Source organism: Falsiroseomonas algicola (assembly GCF_011040385.1).
Lineage (GTDB): Bacteria > Pseudomonadota > Alphaproteobacteria > Acetobacterales > Acetobacteraceae > Falsiroseomonas > Falsiroseomonas algicola.
Map to the genome: position 1 here is coordinate 918528 of NZ_JAAIKB010000001.1, position 18706 is coordinate 937233.

The 18706-nt window shown below is 72.5% G+C and carries 14 protein-coding genes; 10 read left to right on the top strand and 4 right to left on the bottom strand.

Annotation, left to right across the window (positions count from 1 at the left end):
• Nucleotides 1–81: 81 nt before the first annotated feature.
• Together G3576_RS04420 and G3576_RS04425 are read left to right on the top strand one after the other, a co-directional pair.
• Entirely contained in the window at nt 82–927 is an 846-nt protein-coding gene (locus G3576_RS04420; RefSeq protein WP_164693081.1) for an oxidoreductase, read from the top strand.
• Nucleotides 928–1497: 570 nt separating this feature from the next.
• Nucleotides 1498–2355 carry a family 16 glycosylhydrolase gene (locus G3576_RS04425; protein WP_164693082.1) on the top strand — a complete coding sequence of 286 codons (858 nt, stop codon included), beginning with the start codon at nt 1498–1500 and terminating at the stop codon, nt 2353–2355.
• A 462-nt stretch (nt 2356–2817) separates the two neighbouring features.
• On the opposite strand, the gene G3576_RS04430 is transcribed toward G3576_RS04425, so the two are convergent.
• Nucleotides 2818–3378: a GNAT family N-acetyltransferase gene (locus tag G3576_RS04430; protein ID WP_164693083.1), complete on the bottom strand. Its 561-nt coding sequence runs from the start codon at nt 3376–3378 to the stop codon at nt 2818–2820.
• Nucleotides 3379–3513: 135 nt separating this feature from the next.
• Here G3576_RS04430 and G3576_RS04435 point away from each other — a divergent pair, with 135 nt between their 5' ends.
• Nucleotides 3514–5571, top strand: coding sequence for a DUF4139 domain-containing protein (locus G3576_RS04435; protein ID WP_164693084.1), 2058 nt, complete (start codon nt 3514–3516; stop codon nt 5569–5571).
• A gap of 162 nt (nt 5572–5733) precedes the next feature.
• Here G3576_RS04435 and G3576_RS04440 read toward each other — a convergent pair whose 3' ends face one another.
• Nucleotides 5734–7335 carry a cisplatin damage response ATP-dependent DNA ligase gene (locus G3576_RS04440; protein WP_235951382.1) on the bottom strand — a complete coding sequence of 534 codons (1602 nt, stop codon included), beginning with the start codon at nt 7333–7335 and terminating at the stop codon, nt 5734–5736.
• 41 nt (nt 7336–7376) lie between these two features.
• Here G3576_RS04440 and G3576_RS04445 point away from each other — a divergent pair, with 41 nt between their 5' ends.
• Nucleotides 7377–8150, top strand: a complete 774-nt coding sequence (locus G3576_RS04445) for an acyl esterase (RefSeq protein ID WP_164693085.1) — start codon at nt 7377–7379, stop codon at nt 8148–8150.
• Here G3576_RS04445 and G3576_RS04450 read toward each other — a convergent pair.
• Nucleotides 8049–9173, bottom strand: a complete 1125-nt coding sequence (locus G3576_RS04450) for a ligase-associated DNA damage response exonuclease (RefSeq protein ID WP_164693086.1) — start codon at nt 9171–9173, stop codon at nt 8049–8051. The genes G3576_RS04445 and G3576_RS04450 overlap by 102 nt on opposite strands.
• Before the next feature lie 219 nt (nt 9174–9392).
• Between G3576_RS04450 and G3576_RS04455 the strand changes: the two genes are divergently transcribed.
• The 4 genes from G3576_RS04455 to pdeM all read left to right on the top strand — a co-directional run bounded on the left by G3576_RS04455 (nt 9393) and on the right by pdeM (nt 15639).
• Nucleotides 9393–9923, top strand: coding sequence for a GNAT family N-acetyltransferase (locus G3576_RS04455; RefSeq protein WP_164693087.1), 531 nt, complete (start codon nt 9393–9395; stop codon nt 9921–9923).
• Nucleotides 9924–10113: 190 nt separating this feature from the next.
• Nucleotides 10114–12306 carry a glycosyltransferase 61 family protein gene (locus G3576_RS04460; RefSeq protein ID WP_164693088.1) on the top strand — a complete coding sequence of 731 codons (2193 nt, stop codon included), beginning with the start codon at nt 10114–10116 and terminating at the stop codon, nt 12304–12306.
• 46 nt (nt 12307–12352) lie between these two features.
• A complete protein-coding gene (locus tag G3576_RS04465) occupies nt 12353–14908 on the top strand; it encodes a ligase-associated DNA damage response DEXH box helicase (protein WP_164693089.1) in 2556 nt (851 codons plus the stop codon).
• Nucleotides 14909–14913: 5 nt separating this feature from the next.
• On the top strand, nt 14914–15639 hold the full coding sequence (gene pdeM, locus G3576_RS04470) for a ligase-associated DNA damage response endonuclease PdeM (RefSeq protein WP_164693090.1): 726 nt from the start codon (nt 14914–14916) through the stop codon (nt 15637–15639).
• Between the two features lie 79 nt (nt 15640–15718).
• Here the strand turns inward: pdeM and G3576_RS04475 are convergent, their stop codons facing one another.
• A complete protein-coding gene (locus tag G3576_RS04475; RefSeq protein ID WP_164693091.1) occupies nt 15719–16318 on the bottom strand; it encodes a fasciclin domain-containing protein in 600 nt (199 codons plus the stop codon).
• Between the two features lie 155 nt (nt 16319–16473).
• On the opposite strand from G3576_RS04475, the gene G3576_RS04480 reads away from it, so the two are divergent.
• A complete protein-coding gene (locus tag G3576_RS04480) occupies nt 16474–17955 on the top strand; it encodes a cryptochrome/photolyase family protein (protein WP_164693092.1) in 1482 nt (493 codons plus the stop codon).
• Nucleotides 17955–18695 (top strand): metallophosphoesterase, encoded by a 741-nt coding sequence (locus tag G3576_RS04485; protein ID WP_164693093.1) that lies wholly within the window; start codon nt 17955–17957, stop codon nt 18693–18695. The genes G3576_RS04480 and G3576_RS04485 overlap by 1 nt, the downstream gene beginning before the upstream one ends.
• Nucleotides 18696–18706 lie beyond the last annotated feature (11 nt).

Here is an 18706-nt window from a genome sequence, read left to right on the forward strand (position 1 = left end):
CTGCGGAATGCACGGCGTTATCGCAGGACATCCCGCGCGCCATCCTTCGCCCATCCGGAACCCGAGCGAAGGACCCGCCCCATGACCACCCCCGACAGCCCCGTCTGGTTCATCACCGGCGCCGCCACCGGCTTCGGCCGCGCCTTCGCCCTCGAAACCCTGGCCCGCGGCGGCCGCGTGTTGGCGACGGCGCGCGACCCCTCCCGCCTCGCGGACCTCGTCGCCGTCGATCCCGCCCGCGTGCTGGCCCTGGCCCTCGACGTGACGCGCCCCGGCGATGCGGCAACCGCGGTGGAGGCCGCGATGGCGCGCTTCGGGCGGATCGACACCGTCGTGAACAATGCCGGCTTCGGCCTGGTCGGCGCGGTGGAGGAGACGCCGCTCGAGGAATTCCGCGCGGCGTTGGAGACGATGGTGATCGGCGCCGTCGCCGTCACCCAGGCGGCGCTGCCGGTGCTGCGCGCGCAGGGCAGCGGCGCCGTGGTCAACATCTCGAGCATGGGCGGCCAGCTCAGCTTCGCCGGCTTCGGCGCATATTCCGCCGCCAAATTCGCCCTGGAGGGAATGTCCGAGGCCCTGGCGCAGGAGGTCGCGCCGCTCGGCATCAAGGTGCTGATCGTGGAGCCCGGCGCCTTCCGCACCGATTTCGCCGGCGCCGCGCTGCGCCGCATGCCGGGGATGGAGGCCTATGCCGGCAGTGTCGGCCCCATCCGCGCCTTCGCCGAGGGCATGCACGGCACCCAGGCCGGCGACCCCGCCAAGGCCGCACGCGCGGTGCACATCGCGCTGGCGGCACCGGTCACGCCGCTCCGCCTCGCGCTTGGCCAGGACGCGATCGACGCCGTGCGCGGCCATGCGCAGGCGCTGCTGGCGGAGATGGACGCCTGGGCGGCGTTGGGGGCGGATACGCGGGTGGAGGCGGGGTGACGGGCCACGCCCGCGGGCAGACCGGCGATCCCGGCGGCCGGCGGAGACGCCGCCGCCCGGCACGCCGGCCCTGACGCTTGCGCTGCGTTCCCGCCGCAATCGAGCGGCGTGACCGACGCCTGGTCCCGCGCCCCTCCGCGCCAGCCGAGCCTCACGCAAGCGCGCCCAGGTTGATCAACGATCCGTGTCTTTGGCCCGGCCAGCCGCCACGAAACCGTGTACATGCCCTGCACGAGAACGGGAGCGGCCACGGGAGCCGGTAACCCGGCCGCACAGCCGTGCCGCGCCCATGGGCGGCTGACGATGGCACCACACGCCTGTCCGGACGGAAGGCGTGACGACCCTGCCTGGCGCGCTGGTCGCGCCCGGCACCGCAGGCGCGCCGTGCACGGCACCGCCCGCGGAGCACCCACCACCGAACAGTGCCGCATCCCGGCACGACCCGGTTCCGGACACCCGGGGCCGGGACGAAGGCGGCGCGCCCGGCCCATGGCTGGCGCGGCACGCCGCCCATGGCTGGCGCGGCACGCCGCGACGCTCCAACGATTTCAAGCAAGGGACTTGCGAACCATGGCTGCAACGGACGCTCTTCACATCAGCTTCGACGATGGCTTCGGCACGATCGGCAATCTGTGGAATGTCGATGCCTCGGTCAGCGGCGAGGTCACGCTCTCCGGCTATTCGGCGATGATGGAATGGGCGGTGGGGCGCGAGGCCGGCCACGGCTATGGCACCTACACCATCAATGCGAAGGCCGAGGGCAATGAGCCCGGGCCCGCCATCATCTTCTGGCCGGGCGACAACCAGTGGCCGGGCCAGGAAATCGACCTGCTCGAGATCACGCCGGACGGCTCCGGCCGCCAGTATGGCACGCTGCACTGGAACGAGGGCGGCCACGATGCCTATGAGGCCGTGGTCTATGACGGCGTCCAGGGCGGGGTCTTCCACGACTACACCATGATCTGGGAAGCGGGCCGCATCACCTTCCAGGTCGATGGCGTGGAGAAGGCCGTCTTCACCGACAACGTGCCGACCGACTTCGCGCATGGCGGCATGAACAACACCATCGGGTTCCTGAACAACAACCCGGACACCTCCATCACCGTGCGCGACGTGACCTACACGCCGCTCGGCGGCGCGGCGCCGGCGCAACCGGCCGCGCCCGCCGTGGAACCGACCCCGGATATCGAGGTGGTGACCGGAGAGGAGCAGTCCTGGGACGACTACGCCTACGAGCCGACCGAGCCGCAGGACACCTGGACGCCGGAGCCGCAGGCGGGTTGGACCCCGGAGCCGCAGGCGGGCTGGACGCCGGAGCCGGAGGGCGACCCGCGCTTCCAGCCCGGCCCGGACGGCGTCATCGACTGGGATGCCCTCGCCGCGAAGGTGATGGCGAATTACGAGGCCACCGGCAGCTGGTTCGTCTGACGGCGACCGGCGGCGGCATCCCCGCGATGCCGCCGCCACTGCCAGGTTCCGCGCGCAGCCCGGGTCGCTCGGGCGCAGGGTGTGCGGAACTTCCACCGCGCTGTCCCACCGGCCTTCCTTGCATCCCCCCAACATGGAGGCGGCCGGCCGGTGCCCTTGTGCCGCGCGCGATCGGCGACCGCCGCTGCCGGAGGAGTGCCGCGGGGCGCTGGACAGGATGGTGATCGGCGTCGTCGCCGAGGCCGCGCTGCAAGTGCGGCGCGCGCAGGGCAGCGGCGCGGTGGTCAGCACCTCCAGCATGGGCGGCTAGCTCAGCGGCGCCGCGCGGCGGCGCATGCCGGCCTGGGCCGAAAGCGTCGGCCCCATCCGCGCCACCCCGCGGACGCGATGCATGCGCCGGTCAGGTCACGGCTCGGCTCCCCTGCGCACCACCGTCCCGGCAGCGCGGTGGGGCGGATGCCGTCAGCGGGACCTGGAGCGGGAAAGGTTCCCCGTGCCCTTCATGACCTTCTCGAACTGGAAGGCTTCGTCATGGCCGCCGGGCAGGTCTTCCTGGAAGCGCTCGTCCGGGTGGCCATGGTGCTTGTTGAAGAACTCGATGATCCTGAAGCCGCACTTGTTCACGTAGAAATGGATGTTGCGCTTTTCGAAGTATGGCGTGTGCGTCTGCCAGGTGATGGTCTCGGGGAACATCTGCTCGATCGCAAGCCAGGCTCGCAGGCCGATCCCGCGCCCTTCCTCGCCCCGCTTGACGAAGAAGAGATCGAGCTCGTTGTGGTGGGTTTCGCGGTCGATCGTGAGCACGGCTCCGCCGACCTTCTGGCCGTCGCGCAGGATCCGCAGCACCACCGCGTTCGGGGCAGCGATCGCAGCGTCGAGGACCTCGTCGGACGGGATCGGCCCATCCGGTAGCGCGCCGAACTCATCGACGACGGCGACGGCGAAGGCGTCCTGCAACTCCTTCTTGAAGGCGGGGATATCGGCAGGATCGGCCGGGGCGAGGGAGATCAGGTCGCTTGGCATGGCGCGTCTATCGGCGGCACGGCTGCGATCGTCAAACGCCGCCGGCCGGTTTCGGGCAGCAGCGGACCGGCCCTCGGCTAACCCTTCCCCTTGGCCCCTCCCCGCCCCACCATGCGCGCCGGAGGAACCCGCCCCATGCGCAAGCGCCTGCTGCTCGCCCCCCTGCTGCTGGCCTTCCCTGCCGCGGCGCCGGCCTGGGGGCAGGACCTCCCGGTCACCGCCGTCACCCTCTCGAACGCCGGCCTCGCGCAGATCGAGCGCGCCGGCCGCCTTGCGCCCGATGCCGCCCTCTCCTTCCGCGTGCCGGTCGAGGATGTGGACGATGTCCTGAAGTCCCTCCTGGTCCGCGACCCCGCCGGGCGGGTGGAGGGCGTGCGCCTGCCGGCCCAGGACCTGGTCACGGAGGCCTTCCGCGGCCTGCCCCTCAAGGCCGAGGATTTCGCCAACCGCACCACCCTGCTCCGCGCGCTGCGCGGCCAGGCCGTCGAAGCGGCGGGGGCCACGGGGCGCCTGGTGGATGCGGAGGAGGTGCAGGCCCCCAACGCGCCCCCCGCGCTGCGCCTGACGCTGGTGACGGAGCAGGGCCTGCGCAGCCTGACCCTGCCGGATGGCGATGGCGTGCGCTTCGCCGATCCCGACCTCGCCGCCCGCCTCCGCCGCGCGGCGGAGGCGCTCGCCGCCGCGAGTACCGCGGACAGCCGCCAGGTGGAGATCCGCCTCGCCGGCGCGACCGCGCCGCGGGAGGTCTCGCTGGGCTACGTCGCCGCGGCACCCCTTTGGAAACCCTCCTGGCGCCTGGTCGTCCCGGCCTCGACCGGGGAGGCGCGCCTGCAAGGCTGGGCGGTGGTGGAGAACCGGTCCGGCGCGGATTGGGACCGGGTGCGGCTGGCGCTGGTCTCCGGCAATCCCGCCGCCTTCGCCCAGGCGCTCTACGCCCCCATCCGCGTCGAGCGGCCGGACCTGCCGGTGCGCGTGGCGGAGGGTGTCTCCGTCCGCGCCGATACCGGCGCCACGCCGCCGCCCCCGCCCATCCCCGCCCCCATGGCCGCCATGCCCCTGCCCGCCCCGGCCCCCACCGCCCGCGCGCGTGGCGGCGTGGCGCAGGAGCAGGCGGTGCGCTTTGCCGACAGCGTCGCGGCCGTGCCCGCCGCGCTCCCCGCCTCCGCCGCCGGCCGCGTCGCCTTCGCGCTGCCCAACCCCGTCACGGTCCGCAGCGGGGAGACGGCGAACCTCCCCTTCCTCGATGCCGCGCTCCCGGCGGAGCGGGTCTGGTGGGTGCAGGACCTCTCGGCGCGCAACCCGCTCTCGGCGCTCAGGCTCCGCAACACCTCCGGCCACACCCTGCCCGATGGCCTCGCCACGCTCTATGGCGCGGAGGGGCCGGAGGCCGGCGCCTTCCTGGGCGATGCCGAGATCCGCGCCGTGGCGCCCGGGGAGACGCGGCTGATCGGCTTCGCGCGGGACCGCGACCTGCGCATGTCGAGCGCCACCGCCGGTGGGGACCGCCCGATCGGCGTCGAATTCCGCCGCGGCGTGGTGGTGCTGCGCATCATGCTGCGCCAGGAAGCTGCCCTGGCGCTTGACCCCGCGAATGCCGCCAATGCCGGCCGCGGCGCCCGCATGATCGTGGACCTGCCCCGCCGCCCCGGCTTCACCCCCCGCTTCCCCGTGGCGGCGGAGGGCGATTTCGGCCTGCGGCATGAGGTGGTGCTGGAGGGCGGCCCGCAGACGCTGCGCTTCGCCTGGGAACAGGAAACGCGGCGCGACCTGCCGGTCTGGGATGCCGGCCTCGGCGACCCGGTGCTGCTGCGCTGGCGGGACATCGACGTCGAGCAGAGCCTCCGCCGCCTGCCCGGCGGCCCCGCGACGCTGGAGAACCTCCGCACCGTCCTCGAACGCTTGCCCGCCGAGGCGCCGGGGCGGGACCGCCTGGCCGCGCTGGCCGATCGGCTGGCGGAGCTGCGCGGCCTGCTCGACACCGCCCGCAATGCGATCCGCGGCTACAGGACCGCGGAAGCCGCCCTCGCCCGCGCCCGCAGCGCGGCGGAGGACCGGACCGGCGCGGAGCGGGAGGAAGCCCGCCGCAGCCTGAACGCCGCGAGCGTGGCGGCGGAGCGCGCCGGCGCGGCCGCCGATGCGGCCTGGGATGGCTGGGCCCGGGCGGCGCAGGAGATGCTGGCGCGGATGGAGTGAGGGTGGCCGAAATGTCCTGGCCTCTGGCTTCCGTTCCCGTTATGATCGCCTTATCACCGCCCGAACTGCGCCCTTCACCCCGCGAAAACGCGACTAAAGGTGCATAAACGGCATAATCGGCTAAAACGGGTTAGCGACTAAAAAGCCACACCGAACGCGCGTTCAGGCTTCCTCGCCCACGATCATCGCCTCCAGCGTCGCCAGCTTGTCGGCCTCCTCCGCCGGCTTGTCGGCGCGGATGCGGGCGATGCGCGGGAAGCGAAGCGCGACGCCGGATTTGTGCCGTCCGCTGCGCTGGGCGGCATCGAAGATCACCTCCAGCACCAGGCCCTTCTCCACCTCCCGCACCGGGCCGAAGCGGGCGGTGGTGTGGTTGCGGATCCAGCGGTCCAGCCAGAGCAGCTCCTGGTCGGTATAGCCGGAATAGGCCTTGCCGATCGGCACCAGCTCCTCGCCCCCCTGCCCGTCCGGCCGCCACAGGCCGAAGGTGTAGTCGGAATAGTAGCTGCTGCGCTTCCCGTGGCCCCGCTGCGCATACATCAGCACCGCATCCACGCCGAGCGGCGCCCGCTTCCACTTCCACCACAGCCCCTTGGTGCGGCCGGGGACATAGAGGCTGTCGGCCCGCTTGATCATCAGCCCCTCGATCGCCGCCGCCCGCGCGCCATCGCGGATGGCGCCCAGCTGCTCGACGGAGGCGAAGGCGATCTGGGCGGAGAGGTCCATCCGCGCCGGCTTCACCCGCGCGAACCAGGCCTCCAGCCGCGCGCGGCGTTCGTCGAAGGGCAGCGCGCGGAGGTCCTCCTCGCCGTCGAAGAGGATGTCGTAGAGCCTGACCCCCACGGGATGCGCGGCCTGCATCTTCGCGCTGACGACCTTGCGGTTCAGCCGCTGCTGGAGGTCCGCGAAGGGCGCCACCTCCCCGTCCCGGACCACCAGCAACTCGCCATCCAGCACGGCCCGGAAATCCATGGCGCTGATGATCTCGGGAAAGCCTGCGGAAATGTCCTCGGCGCCCCGCGACCACAGGCGCCGCCCGCCGCCGGTGGCGGAGAGCTGCACGCGGATGCCGTCCCACTTCCATTCCGCCCGATGCGCCGCGGGATCGAGCGCGGCGAGGTCCGGCTCCTCCAGCGGATGCGCCAGCATCAGCGGCCGGAAAACCGGCAGGTCCCGCGCATCCGGCTGCGGCCCGCGCTTCTCCAGCCAGGCGAAGAGGTCGAGATAGGGAACGGTGAGGCCGTGCCACACCTCCTCGATGGCGCCGACATCCTCGCCCGCCCATTCCGCCAGCGCGGTCTTGGCCAGGCGGGCGGAGATGCCGACCCGCAGCCCGCCCGTCACCAGCTTGATCAGCGCCAGCCGCCCATTGGCATCCAGCGTGTCGAGCCAGCCCGCGATCAGCGAGGGCAGCTCCGCCTTCGCCGTCGTCTCCAGCGCTTCCACCACCTCCGCGAGGGAGGGCGGCGGCGCGTTCACGCCGGCGCGCGGCACCCAGATCAGCGCAACCGTCTCCGCGAGGTCGCCGACATAGTCGTAGGAGAGGTCGAACAGCACGGGGTCACTGCGCGACGCCGCCAGCTCCCGCACCAGCGCCGGCTTGGCGGCGCTCAGCGACAACTCGCCCGTCAGCGCCGCCAGGCCGACGCCGCGGTCCGGGTCCGGCTGCGTCGCGAACCAGTGCCGCAGCAAGGCGAGCTTGGCGTTGCGCCCCGGGGTGAAGGCCAGCCGCTCCAGCAGCGCCGCGAAGGCCGGCAGGCTCATGCCTTGCCGCTCCGATCGCGCTCTTGTAACAACACAGGCGCGTGAACAGCATCGCCGCCCTGTCCGAGACCACCACCGGCGCGGCCGCGGCGCCTGAATTCTCCATCTGCACCCTGGTGACGGACCACGACCAGTGGCGGGCGATGCAGGCCAGCTTCGTGGCCCATGGCTTCGGCGATGCGGAGTTTCTCCAGCTCGACAACAGCCGGTCGAACCGCTGGTGCGGCTATGCCGGCCTCGCCGCCATGATCCGCGAGGCACGCGGTCGCTTCGTCATCTGCTGCCACCAGGATGTGCGCCTGATCGGCGATGGCGCGGCGGTGCTGCGGGAGAGGCTGGCGGCGCTGGAGGCGCATGACCCGTCCTGGGCCATCGCCGGCAATGCGGGCGCCTCGCCCGAGGGGCAGTTGCTCATCCGTATCACGGACCCGCACGGCGCCGACCAGCGGCGCGGCCCCTTCCCGGGCCTGGTGCACAGCCTCGACGAGAACTTCCTTTTGCTGAAGGGCGGCACGGGAATCGTGCCCTCGCCCGACCTCTCGGGCTTCCACCTCTACGGCACCGATCTGTGTCTGGCCGCGCGGCAGGCCGGGCGCAGCGCCTGGGTGATCGACTTCCACCTGCATCATCTCAGCCCCGGCCGCGTCGATGGCGGTTTCCTCGACTGCCAGGAAGCCTTCGAGAAGGCTTGGGGGCGGCGCCTCGGCCGCGCCTCACGCATCCGCACCACCTGCACCACGCTCACGCTCCGCGCCGGGCTCCGCGGCCATATCGCCGGCGCCTGGCGTCTGTTCCGGCGCCGCTGGCGCCTCTAGCGCCTCATCCTCCTCGCCGCGGCCGAGCAGGTGCAGCGCGCGGCCCTTCACGCCGCGCAGCCCCATCGCATACACCAGCGCATCGTCGCGCCCATGCGTCACCCAGACCTCCGGCGCCCGCACCTCCTCCACCGTCTGCAGCAACTCCTCCCAGTCGGCGTGGTCGGAGACGATCAGCGGCAGCTCGACCCCCTTGGCCTTGGCGCGCTGCCGCACCCGCATCCAGCCGGAGGCCGCGCAGATCACCGGCTCCGCCAGGCGCCGCACCCAGGGCGTCGCCTCCGCCCCTGTGGGCGCCAGCACGATCTCGCCCGCCAGCAGCCCGCCGCCGCCGCGCTTGGCCGGCATCGGCACGGGCCGCAGATCGCCGAGGTCGAGCCCGAAGCGCCCATAGAGCTCGCACATCGCGAGCAACCCGCCATGCAGCCAGATCGGCCGGTCCCAGCCGGCCTGGCGCAGCAGCATGATCAGGCGTTGGCATTTGCCCAGCGCATAGACGCCGATGAGATGCGCGCGGTCCGGGAAGAGCCGCACGCTCTCCAGCAGCCGCCCGACCTCCGCCGAGGCCGGCGGATGATGGAAGACCGGCAGCGCGAAGGTCGCCTCCGTGACGAAGACGTCGCATTCCACCGGCTCGAACAGCGTGCAGGTGGGATCGAGCCGCCGCTTGTAGTCGCCGGAGATGACGATCCGGCTGCCCTGCCAGTCCAGCACCACCTGCGCGGAGCCCAGCACATGCCCCGCCGGCACCAGCCGGATGGAGACGCCGTTGCGCACCACGCCCTCCCCGTAGCGCAGCTCCTGCTGCGTCACGCCCGCCCGCCCCTCGCCCATGCGCTGGGTCATGATGGCCAGCGTCTCCGGCGTGGCCAGCACCGCGCCATGGTCGGGCCGGGCATGGTCGGAATGGCCATGGGTGATCACGGCATGCGGCACCGCCCGAACGGGATCGATGAAGAAGTCGCCGGGTTCGCACCACAGCCCCTGGGGCGTGACGCGCATCCACTGTGAAGGGTGCGGCATGGCAGGGCAGATCAGGACGCTGGCGCCAGGGTCAAGGGCGCGCCGGCCGCGACCCGCTCGTCAAGGGAAGACGACGCCCCCGGTCGATCACAACCTTGTCTGTTTTCCCTCACGATCGCACGATTATAGGTTGCGTCTGCCACAACCCTGAGACGCAGCACTCTTCCCTCCCTCCCTCCCTGTCCTGGCGTGGCGCCGGGCGATCCTCCGGAAGGTTTCATGCAGCCCATCGACATCGAAGCAACCGTCAAGCCCGCCGAGGACACCCTGGCCGCCGCGCGCAGCGCCGGGAAGCGGCAGCGGCGCGGGGCCGGCAAGCCCGGCCTGGGCACCATCCAGCGCTGGTTCGCCGTTCGCGACGCGGCCGGCCAGCCGATCGCCACCCTGTCGGTGAAAGGCGCGCTCGGCGTCGCTGAACTCGGCAACCTCTGGGTCGCGGAACCTGCCCGCGGCAAGGGCATCGCGCGGCGCCTGGTCGAGGCCGCGGAGGCCGAGGCCCGCGGCGCACGGATGGCCCGGCTCCTGGTGCGGGCCTATGAGTTCGAAAGCCCTGACTTCTTCCGGCACCTCGGCTACCGGCCGCTCGCGGCGCTTCGTCCCGCCGAGGATGCCGCGGGCATCTGCTGGCTGGCCAAGCCGCTGAGTGACAGCGCGGCGGCGCAGGAAGCCCCGCCAGAACCGCCCGCGAAGGCCGCCCCTGCGAAGGCGAAGACGCCCGGCAAGTTCGCGAGGACCCGCCGCCGGCGCTGAGCGGCCAGGCGGAGCCTTCGGTCCCGGTCCCATGGCCATGGCCGATCGGATCGGCCATGGTTGCGTCGCCGCGCCGCTCGCCGGGGCTGTCGCCCGCGGGCCGTTGTCACCGCCGCATCGTCGTGGCACGCGACTCCGAAAGCCCATCGCCTGGCGCGCATCGCGGCTGACACGGGAGCACCACGCCGCGATGCGGATCGCCGCCTTCACCATGGTCTACAACGAGCCGTTCTTCCTCCGGCTCTGGGCCGCCCATTACGGGCGCGAAGTCGGCGCGGAGAACCTCTACTGCCTGGACCATGGATCGACCGACGGCAGCACGGCCGGCGTGGTGGCGAACACCATCCGCCTGCCGCGGGGCGAGTTCGCGGAGGTGCCGCGCGCCCGCTGCGTCAGCCATTTCCAGGCCTCGCTGCTGGCCTACTACGATGCGGTGATCTTCAGCGATGCGGACGAATTGCTGGTCGCCGATCCCGCGCGCCACCCGGGCCTCGCCTCCCTCATCGCGGCATCGCGGCAGCCGACGCTGCGCGCCATCGGCTGCGACATCGTCCAGGTGACGGGCACGGAGGGCCCCCTTGACCCGACCAGGCCCGTGCTGGCGCAGCGCGGCTTCGCGCGCTTCAACCCGCGCTACTGCAAGCCGCTGATCTCCCGCGTCCCCCTGGACTGGCGGCCCGGCTTCCACCATTGCCCGCAGCCCGCGGCGATCGACCCCGACCTCTACCTGCTGCACCTCAAATACGCCGATGTCGCGCTGTTCGAGGCGACGCAGGCGAAGCGCCAATCCGTGACCTGGGCGGAGGAAGCCGTGGCAAGCCGCCATGGCGGGCACTGGCGTGTCGCCCCCCGCGGCATCGTCGCCCGCGCCTTCCCCGCGACCGTCGCCGCCGATGCGCCGCTGCTGGGGGAGGATGCCTTCCGTGCGCTGGTCGCCGATCGCGATGCCGCGCGGGACCCGGCCCGCCTGGCGGCACCCTTCCGCATCCCGCCCCGCTTCACTGCCACCATCCCCGGTGCTGGCCCTGGCTTGGCCGTGGTCGCGGCCACGCCGGCAGCGCCGGGCGAAGCAGAGGGCCAGACGGCGCTTGCCGCACCAGCGCCGGCGGACCAGCCCGAGCGCAACCGCGCCCTGCTGCGCGGCTTCCTCGCCCGCCGCATCGCCTTCGACGCCGAACCGGTGATCGAACGTCATGCGGAGGCCATCGTGCTGCCCGCCCTCCGGGCCAATGCCCTGGCCGATCCGGCCCTGGCAGCCGAATACGGCCTGGAGGTTGCGACCCGCATCGTGGATGGCGGCGCCTATACCGCCGAGGGGGCCATCATCCCGGAGGGATTGCACCGCGCCGGCGGCCGCGTGCACATGCCGCGCCCGGACCTCGAGCGCGGGCTGATGGATCAGGGCGCCGCCCGGCGCGCCCCCTTCCGACGATCCGGCCGCTGGATCCTGGGCGGCAGCCTGCATCACCATTTCGGGCACTTCATGATGGAGAGCCTGGGTCGGCTCTGGGCCATGGAAAGCCTGGACGGTTGGGCCGAGGGTATCGTCTGGACGCTCGCCGCCCCGCGCGCGGAAGGCAATGCGCGCTTCGCGGCGACGCTCCTGCAGCTGCCCTTCGTCAGGGACACGCTTCGCCTGCTGGGCCTCGGCGCGCTCCGGCACGAGGTCGTGCTTCGCCCCACGGCGTTCGAGCATCTGGCCGTGCCCTCCGTGCTGATGCTCAACGGGCCGCCCGACGTCGCGGCCGGCCATCCCGCCTTCCGCCGCTTCATCCGCCGCCTGGGTGAAGCGCCGGGCGGGCCGCAGGCTGGATCGCTGCCGGGTCTCTACGTCTCCCGCGCCGGGCTGGTCGCGCCCGCCCGCTTCGCCGGGGAGGAACTGCTGGAACAGGCCTTTGCCCGGGCCGGCTGGCAGGTGATGCGGCCGGAGGCGATGTCGGTGCCCGACCAGATCGCGCTCTACCGCGCGGCCAGGCGGCTGGTCTTCGCCGAGGGCTCCGCCCTGCACCTCTACGCCTATGTCGCCCGGCCGGAGCAGCGCGTCGGCATCCTGCTGCGACGCCTGCCGGCCAAGGCGAAATTCGCCGAGCAGCTGCGTGGCTTCGGGGTGACGGAGGTGCATGTCGCCGATGCCATCGCCGGCATCGGCCTTCCGGACGACGCGACGATCGTCAGGGGCCGCGGCGCCGGTGCCCGGCACGGCGCGACCGTGCTGGACTACCGCGTGCTCGGTGACTGGCTGGTGGAGCGGGGCTTCCTCTCCGCCGCCGAGCGGTCGGACGCCTGGGCGGCGCTGGATGCGCTGCCCCTGCCGGCCGAGGCGCCGGACGGCGTGGCGACCGGCCCCTTCATGGTCCCCCGCCAGCTTCCCATGCCCCGTTGAGCGTGGCCCCTTCCCGAAAGGCGCATCCGCGCCATAATGGGGAGGAATGCGAACATTACCGGAACCATTTGCCGCCTGGTTCGCCGGCCGCGGCTGGGCGCCGCGCGCGCACCAGCTGGCGCTGCTGGAAGCCGCGCGGCGGGGGGAGAGCGCGCTGCTGGTGGCGCCGACCGGCGGCGGCAAGACGCTGGCGGGCTTCCTGCCGAGCCTGATCGACCTTCACGAGGCGCCCCGGGACGGGCTGCACACCCTCTACATCTCCCCCCTCAAGGCGCTGGCGGTCGATATCGCCCGGAACCTGACGGCCCCGGTGGAGGAGATGGGCCTGCCCATCCGGATCGAGACCCGCACCGGCGACACGCCGCAGAACCGCCGCGCGCGGCAGCGGGAGAACCCCCCCAACTTCCTGCTCACCACGCCGGAAAGCCTGGCCCTGCTGCTGACCCTGCCCGATGCCGGCAGCTTCTTCGGCGGGCTGGCCGCGGTGGTGGTGGATGAGATCCATGCCATCGCCGGCACCAAGCGGGGCGACCAGCTGGCGCTCGGCCTGGCGCGGCTCGGCACGCTGGCGCCCGGCGCGCGGCGCGTCGGGCTCTCCGCCACCGTCGCCCACCCGGACCCGCTGCGCCGCTACCTCTCGCCCACTGGCGGCGTGCAGGACGTGGCGCTGGTGGTGGGCGAGGGTGGCGCGGAGCCGCGGCTCGACATCCTGCTGCCCGATGGGCGACTGCCCTGGGGCGGGCATATGGGCCTCGCCTCGATGCCGGAGGTCTATCGCCGCATCCGGGAAGCCGGCGTCACCATCGTCTTCGTCAACACCCGCGCCCAGTCGGAGCTTTGCTTCCAGGCGCTGTGGAAGATGAACGACGACAATCTGCCGATCGGCCTGCATCACGGGTCGCTGACGGTGGAGCAGCGCCGCAAGGTGGAGGCCGCGATGGCCGCCGGGCGGCTGCGCGCGGTGGTGGCGACGGCCTCGCTGGACCTCGGCATCGACTGGGGCGCGGTGGACCAGGTGGTGCAGGTGGGCGCGCCCAAGGGTGTCGCGCGCCTGCTGCAGCGCATCGGCCGCGCCAACCATCGGATGGATGAGGCGAGCGAGGCGGTGCTGGTCCCCGCCAACCGCTTCGAGGTCATCGAATGCACCGCCGCCCGCCAGGCCATCGCGGCGCATGAGCTGGATGGCGATCCGCCCCGCCCCGGCGGGCTCGACGTGCTGGCGCAGCACATCCTGGCCTGCGCGGTGGCCGGCCCCTTCCTGCCGGATGATCTCTATGCGGAGGTCACCCGCGCCGCGCCCTACGCCCGGCTGGCCCGGCGCGACTTCGACGATGCGCTGCGCTTCGTGGAGGATGGCGGCTACGCGCTCCAATCCTACGACCGTTTCCGCAAGTTGTTCCGGGACGCGCAGGGCTACGTGCATGTGAAGACCACCGCCGTCGCCCGGCAGCTGCGGATGAACCTCGGCACCATCGTCGAGACGCCGCTGATGAAGGTGCGGCTCCGCGGCGGCGGCGTGCTGGGGGAGGTGGAGGAATGGTTCGTCTCCACCCTGACGCCCGGCGACTGCTTCATCTTCGCGGGCCAACTGCTGCGCTTCGAGGGCCTGGACACCACCGCCTGCCTGGTGACGCGGGGCGGCGAGGGCGAGCCCCGCGTGCCCGCCTATGCCGGCAGCCGCATGCCGCTGACGACCTACCTCGCCGCCCGCGTCCGCGCGATCCTGGCCGACCCCAAGGCCTGGAAGGCGCTGCCCGCCCCCGTGCAGGAATGGCTGCGGCTGCAGCAGAAGCAGTCGGAACTGCCGCCGCGCGACGGGCTGCTGGTGGAGACCTTCCCGCGCGGCGAGAAGTGGTTCCTCGTCGCCTATTGCTTCGAGGGGCGGCTCGCGCACCAGTCGCTCGGCATGCTGGTGACGAAGCGGATGGAGAAGCTCGGCATGGCGCCGCTCGGCTACCTCGCCACCGACTACGTCCTCGCCGCCTGGTGCGCCTTCGAACCCACCGGCGTGGAGCGGCTGTTCGAGGAGGACATATTGGGGGAGGAGCTGGAGGAATGGATGGCGGAAAGCTCCATGCTCCGCCGCACCTTCCGCAACATCGCGACCATCGCGGGCCTGATCGAGAAGAACCATCCGGGGCAGGAGAAGTCAGGGCGGCAGATGACCATGAATGCCGATTTGATCTACGACGTGCTCCGCAAGCATGAGCCCGACCACATCCTGCTGCGCGCCACACGGCAGGAGGCGGCAGCGGGCCTCACCGACGTCGCGCGCATCGGGCTGATCCTGGCCCGCGCCAAGGCCGGCGGCATCCGGCACCGCGCGCTCGACCGCGTCTCGCCGCTGGCCGTGCCCGCGCTGATCGAGGAGGGCCGCGAATGGGTCGCGGGCGGCGCGGAGGATGCGCTGCTGGCGGAGGCGGAGGCGCTGGTCGCCGACGCCACGCTCGGCACCGATGCCTTCAACGAGGTTCTGGCCAATGTCACGGAGGCCATCCCGCCGCGTGGCGACCGCGACCGGGTCCGCCGCCCCCGCGACCGCGACCGGAACCGCCGCTACAACCGCTTCGTCCGCACCGCCCCCAAGAACCTCGGAAGCTGAGACCGATGACTGCCGCCCCGCTCCACATGGCCGGCCAGCGCCTGATGCTGGACCCCGCCGGTGTCTGCACCTGGCCTGCCCAGAAGCTGCTGGCCGTGACCGACCTGCACCTGGAGAAGGGCAGCCACTTCGCCTCGCGCGGCCAGTTCGTGCCGCCCTACGACACGCGGGAGACGCTGGACCGCCTGGGCGCCGTCATCCGCAAGTGGAACCCGCAGAAGCTGGTCCTGATGGGCGACAGCTTCCATGACCGCCATGGCTGCGCCCGCCTGCCCCCCGCGGATTGCGCGACGCTGAAGCGGCTGCTGGAGGGGCGGGAGGTCACCTGGCTGCTCGGCAATCACGATCCCGAGCCGCCGGAGGGCCTGCCCGGCACCGCCGTCACGGAACTCCGCATCGGCGCCATCCTGTTCCGGCACGAGGCCGATCCGGCGCGGCTGCCGCTGGGTGTCATCGAGGTCTCCGGCCACTTCCATCCGAAGGCGACCATGCCGGTGCGCGGCGGCGGCGTGACGCGGCCCTGCTTCCTGACGGATGGGCGGCGCCTGATGCTGCCGGCCTTCGGCGCCTTCACCGGGGGACTCGACATCCGCGATCCCGCCATCGCGCGGCTGTTCCATCGGGGCGGTCGCGCCTTCCTGATCGGCCAGGAACGCCTCTACAGCTTCGCCACCGGCCCGCTGCGCGGCGCCATGCGCGCCATGGAGGCCGAGGCAGCCTCCGCGCCCTGAACACGAAAAGCCCTCCCCCGCGCTCGCGGGGGAGGGTCGGGTGGGGGTCGCCCCCCGCCTCGTGCCTTGCCGGGAAGGCTTACGGCCAGATCACCTGGTCGATGGCATGGATGATGCCGTTGCTGGCCATGATGTCGGCCTGCACGACCTGCGCCGGACGGGCGGAGACATTGGCACCCGCCGCGCCGAAGCCCGCGATCTGCTGCGCCGGCGCCGGGTTCTGCAGCGACAGGCGGCCATTGGCGGAGGACAGCGCGATGTCCGCGCCGTTCGTGGTGCGCAGGCGCCGGTCACCGGTGAGCTCCGCCGCACGCAGCATGCCGGGCACCGTGTGGTAGTCGATCAGCGCGCCGAGGCGGGTCCGATCCACGTCGTTCCGGTTCTCGCCGGACTGCGCCCCGCCGAGGAGCTGGTCGATCAGGCCGGCCGGCGCGCCGGTGAAGGCCGCATCGATCGGCGCGAAGACCGTCATCGGTGCCGCCTGGCGGAACTTGTCCACCATCGAGCCGCGGGTGATGATGTTCAGGAATTCCCTGAAGCGGTTGTCGCCCGCCAGCGTATCGGCAAGCGTCCGCAGCTGCGTCTGGGCGCGCAGCACCGTCGGCGCGGCCAGGCCGGCACCCATCACAGCGCCCGCCGCGGCAAGCGTGAACAGCCCGCGCCTCTGCATCGGGATCATGCGTCTCATCCTTTTTCCGTGTCCCACGAGGCCGACAGCCCGCCGGGGATGCGGCGGTCATTCCGGTCTCTCGCGGTCGGCCATCCAACGCGGCGAACCCGCGATGGTTCTCTCGGGATGCTCGCGTCCCGCGCGTTTCGTCCTACATGAGGGGGATGACTGCGCATGATGCCTCCCCTCCGCCCGCCCTGCTGTGGTTCCGCCACGACCTCCGGCTCTCCGACCATCGCGCCCTGGATGCGGCCCTGGCCGGCGGGCGCCGCGTGTTGCCGGTCTTCGTCCTGGATGACGAGGCGGCCGGGGAATGGGCGCATGGCGGCGCGGCGCGGTGGTGGCTGAAGGGCAGCCTCGAATCGCTGTCCCGGTCGCTGGCCGCGCGCGGCGCGCCGCTGTTGCTGGCCAAGGGTCGGGCGGAGACGATCGTCCCGGCGCTTGCCGCCGCGATCGGGGCGGCTGAGGTGCATGCCGGCCGCGGCTACGAGCCCTGGGCGCGCGACCAGTCCCGGCGTGTGCATGAGGCGCTGCAGGGCGACGGGCGCGGCCTGGTGCTGCACACCACGGCCATCCTGCGCGAACCGCACGGCTTCGGGTCCGGCAGCGGCAAGCCCTATGCCGTCTATTCGCCCTTCGCCAAGACCCTGCTCGCCGCCGGCGACCCGCCGCCCCCCCTGCCCGCGCCCGATCGCATCCCGGGGGTCGAGCCGCCGGCGGGGGGCGAGACGCTGGGGAGCCTCGGCCTCTACCCCGTCAAGGGCGAGCCCGACTGGGCGAAGGGCTTCGGCGCCCTGTGGCAGCCCGGGGAGGAAGGCGCCGCCGCACGGATCGCCCGCTTCACCGCCAGGGCGCTCGGCCGCTACGACAGCGACCGGAACCTGCCGGGCATCGAGGGTTCCTCCGGCCTTTCGCCGCATCTCCGCTGGGGCGAGGTCTCGCCGGTGCAGGTCTGGCACGCCGCCCGTGCGGCCGGGGCGGCGCCGGGCGCGACGGAGACCTTCCTGAAGGAGATCCTCTGGCGCGAATTCGCCTACCACCTGCTGTGGCACCGGCCGGAGATGCCGAAGCGGGCGCTGCGGCAGGAATTCGATGCCTTCCCCTGGGCGCCCGATTCCACGCTGCTGGAAGCCTGGCAGCGCGGCCGCACGGGCTATCCCATCGTCGATGCGGGGATGCGGCAGCTCTGGCAGCTGGGCTGGATGCACAACCGCGTGCGCATGATCGCGGCGAGCCTGCTGGTGAAGCACCTGATGCAGCCCTGGCAGGCGGGCGAGGCCTGGTTCCACGACACGCTGGTGGATGCCGACCTCGCCTCCAACAGTGCCTCCTGGCAATGGGTGGCGGGGTGCGGAACGGATGCCGCGCCCTATTTCCGCGTCTTCAACCCCGTGCTGCAGGGCGAGAAGTTCGACCCCGAGGGCGCCTATGTCCGCCGCTGGGTGCCGGAACTGGCGAAGCTGCCGGCGGCCTATATCCACAAGCCGTGGGAGGCACCGGCGGGGATCCTCTCGGCCTGCGGCATCCGGCTCGGCAACACCTATCCGAGGCCGGTCGTGGACCACGCGGAGGGCCGCGCCCGCGCGCTGGCCGCCTTCGCGGCCCTGAAGAAGCCAGCGGATGTCGCCGCCGGGGAGGATCGGTGATGCACCCGCTGCCGATCCCGGTCGGCCATCTCTGGCGCGGCTTCGCGGGGCTTCGCGTCGTGGCCGATGTGCATGGGGAGGCCGAGGCCTTCATCCATGCCATCGAGGGCGCGCTGGCCGAAGACATGTTCATCATCCAGCTCGGCGACCTGACCGACCACGGGCCCGACAGCCCGGAGGTGCTGCGCCGGATGTTCGCGCTGATCGACGAGGGGCGCGGCCTCTTCATCCTCGGCAACCACGACCACAAGCTCCGCCGGGCGCTGACCGGCGCGCCGGTGCGCGGCCAGCCGGAGGGGCTGCACCGCACCCTCGCGCAGCTGGACGCCGCCCCGGATGGGGAGGCGCTGAAGGCCCGCGCGATCGAGGAGATCGCCCGCGCCCCGGCCTGGATCCATGATGGCGGGCGGCTCTTCGTCCATGGCGGCTTCCACCCCGGCATGCTGCACAGCGCGCCGCCGCCCGATGCGGGAGAGCGCAAGGCGCAGGGGCTGATGACCCGGGCCCTCTACGGCCAGGTGACGGGCCGCATCCGCCCCGATGGCTTCCCCGACCGCGTGCATGACTGGGTGGACCGCATCCCCGCCGACATGGTGGTGGTCTGCGGCCATGACAGGCGCAGCACGGATGGCAGGCCCTATGTCGCGGACGGCGCGCAGGGCGGCCGTGCCATCTTCGTGGATTGCGGGGCGGGCAAGGGCGGGCACCTCGCCTGGATCGACATGCCGGCCTGGGCGTGATCCCGCAGGCG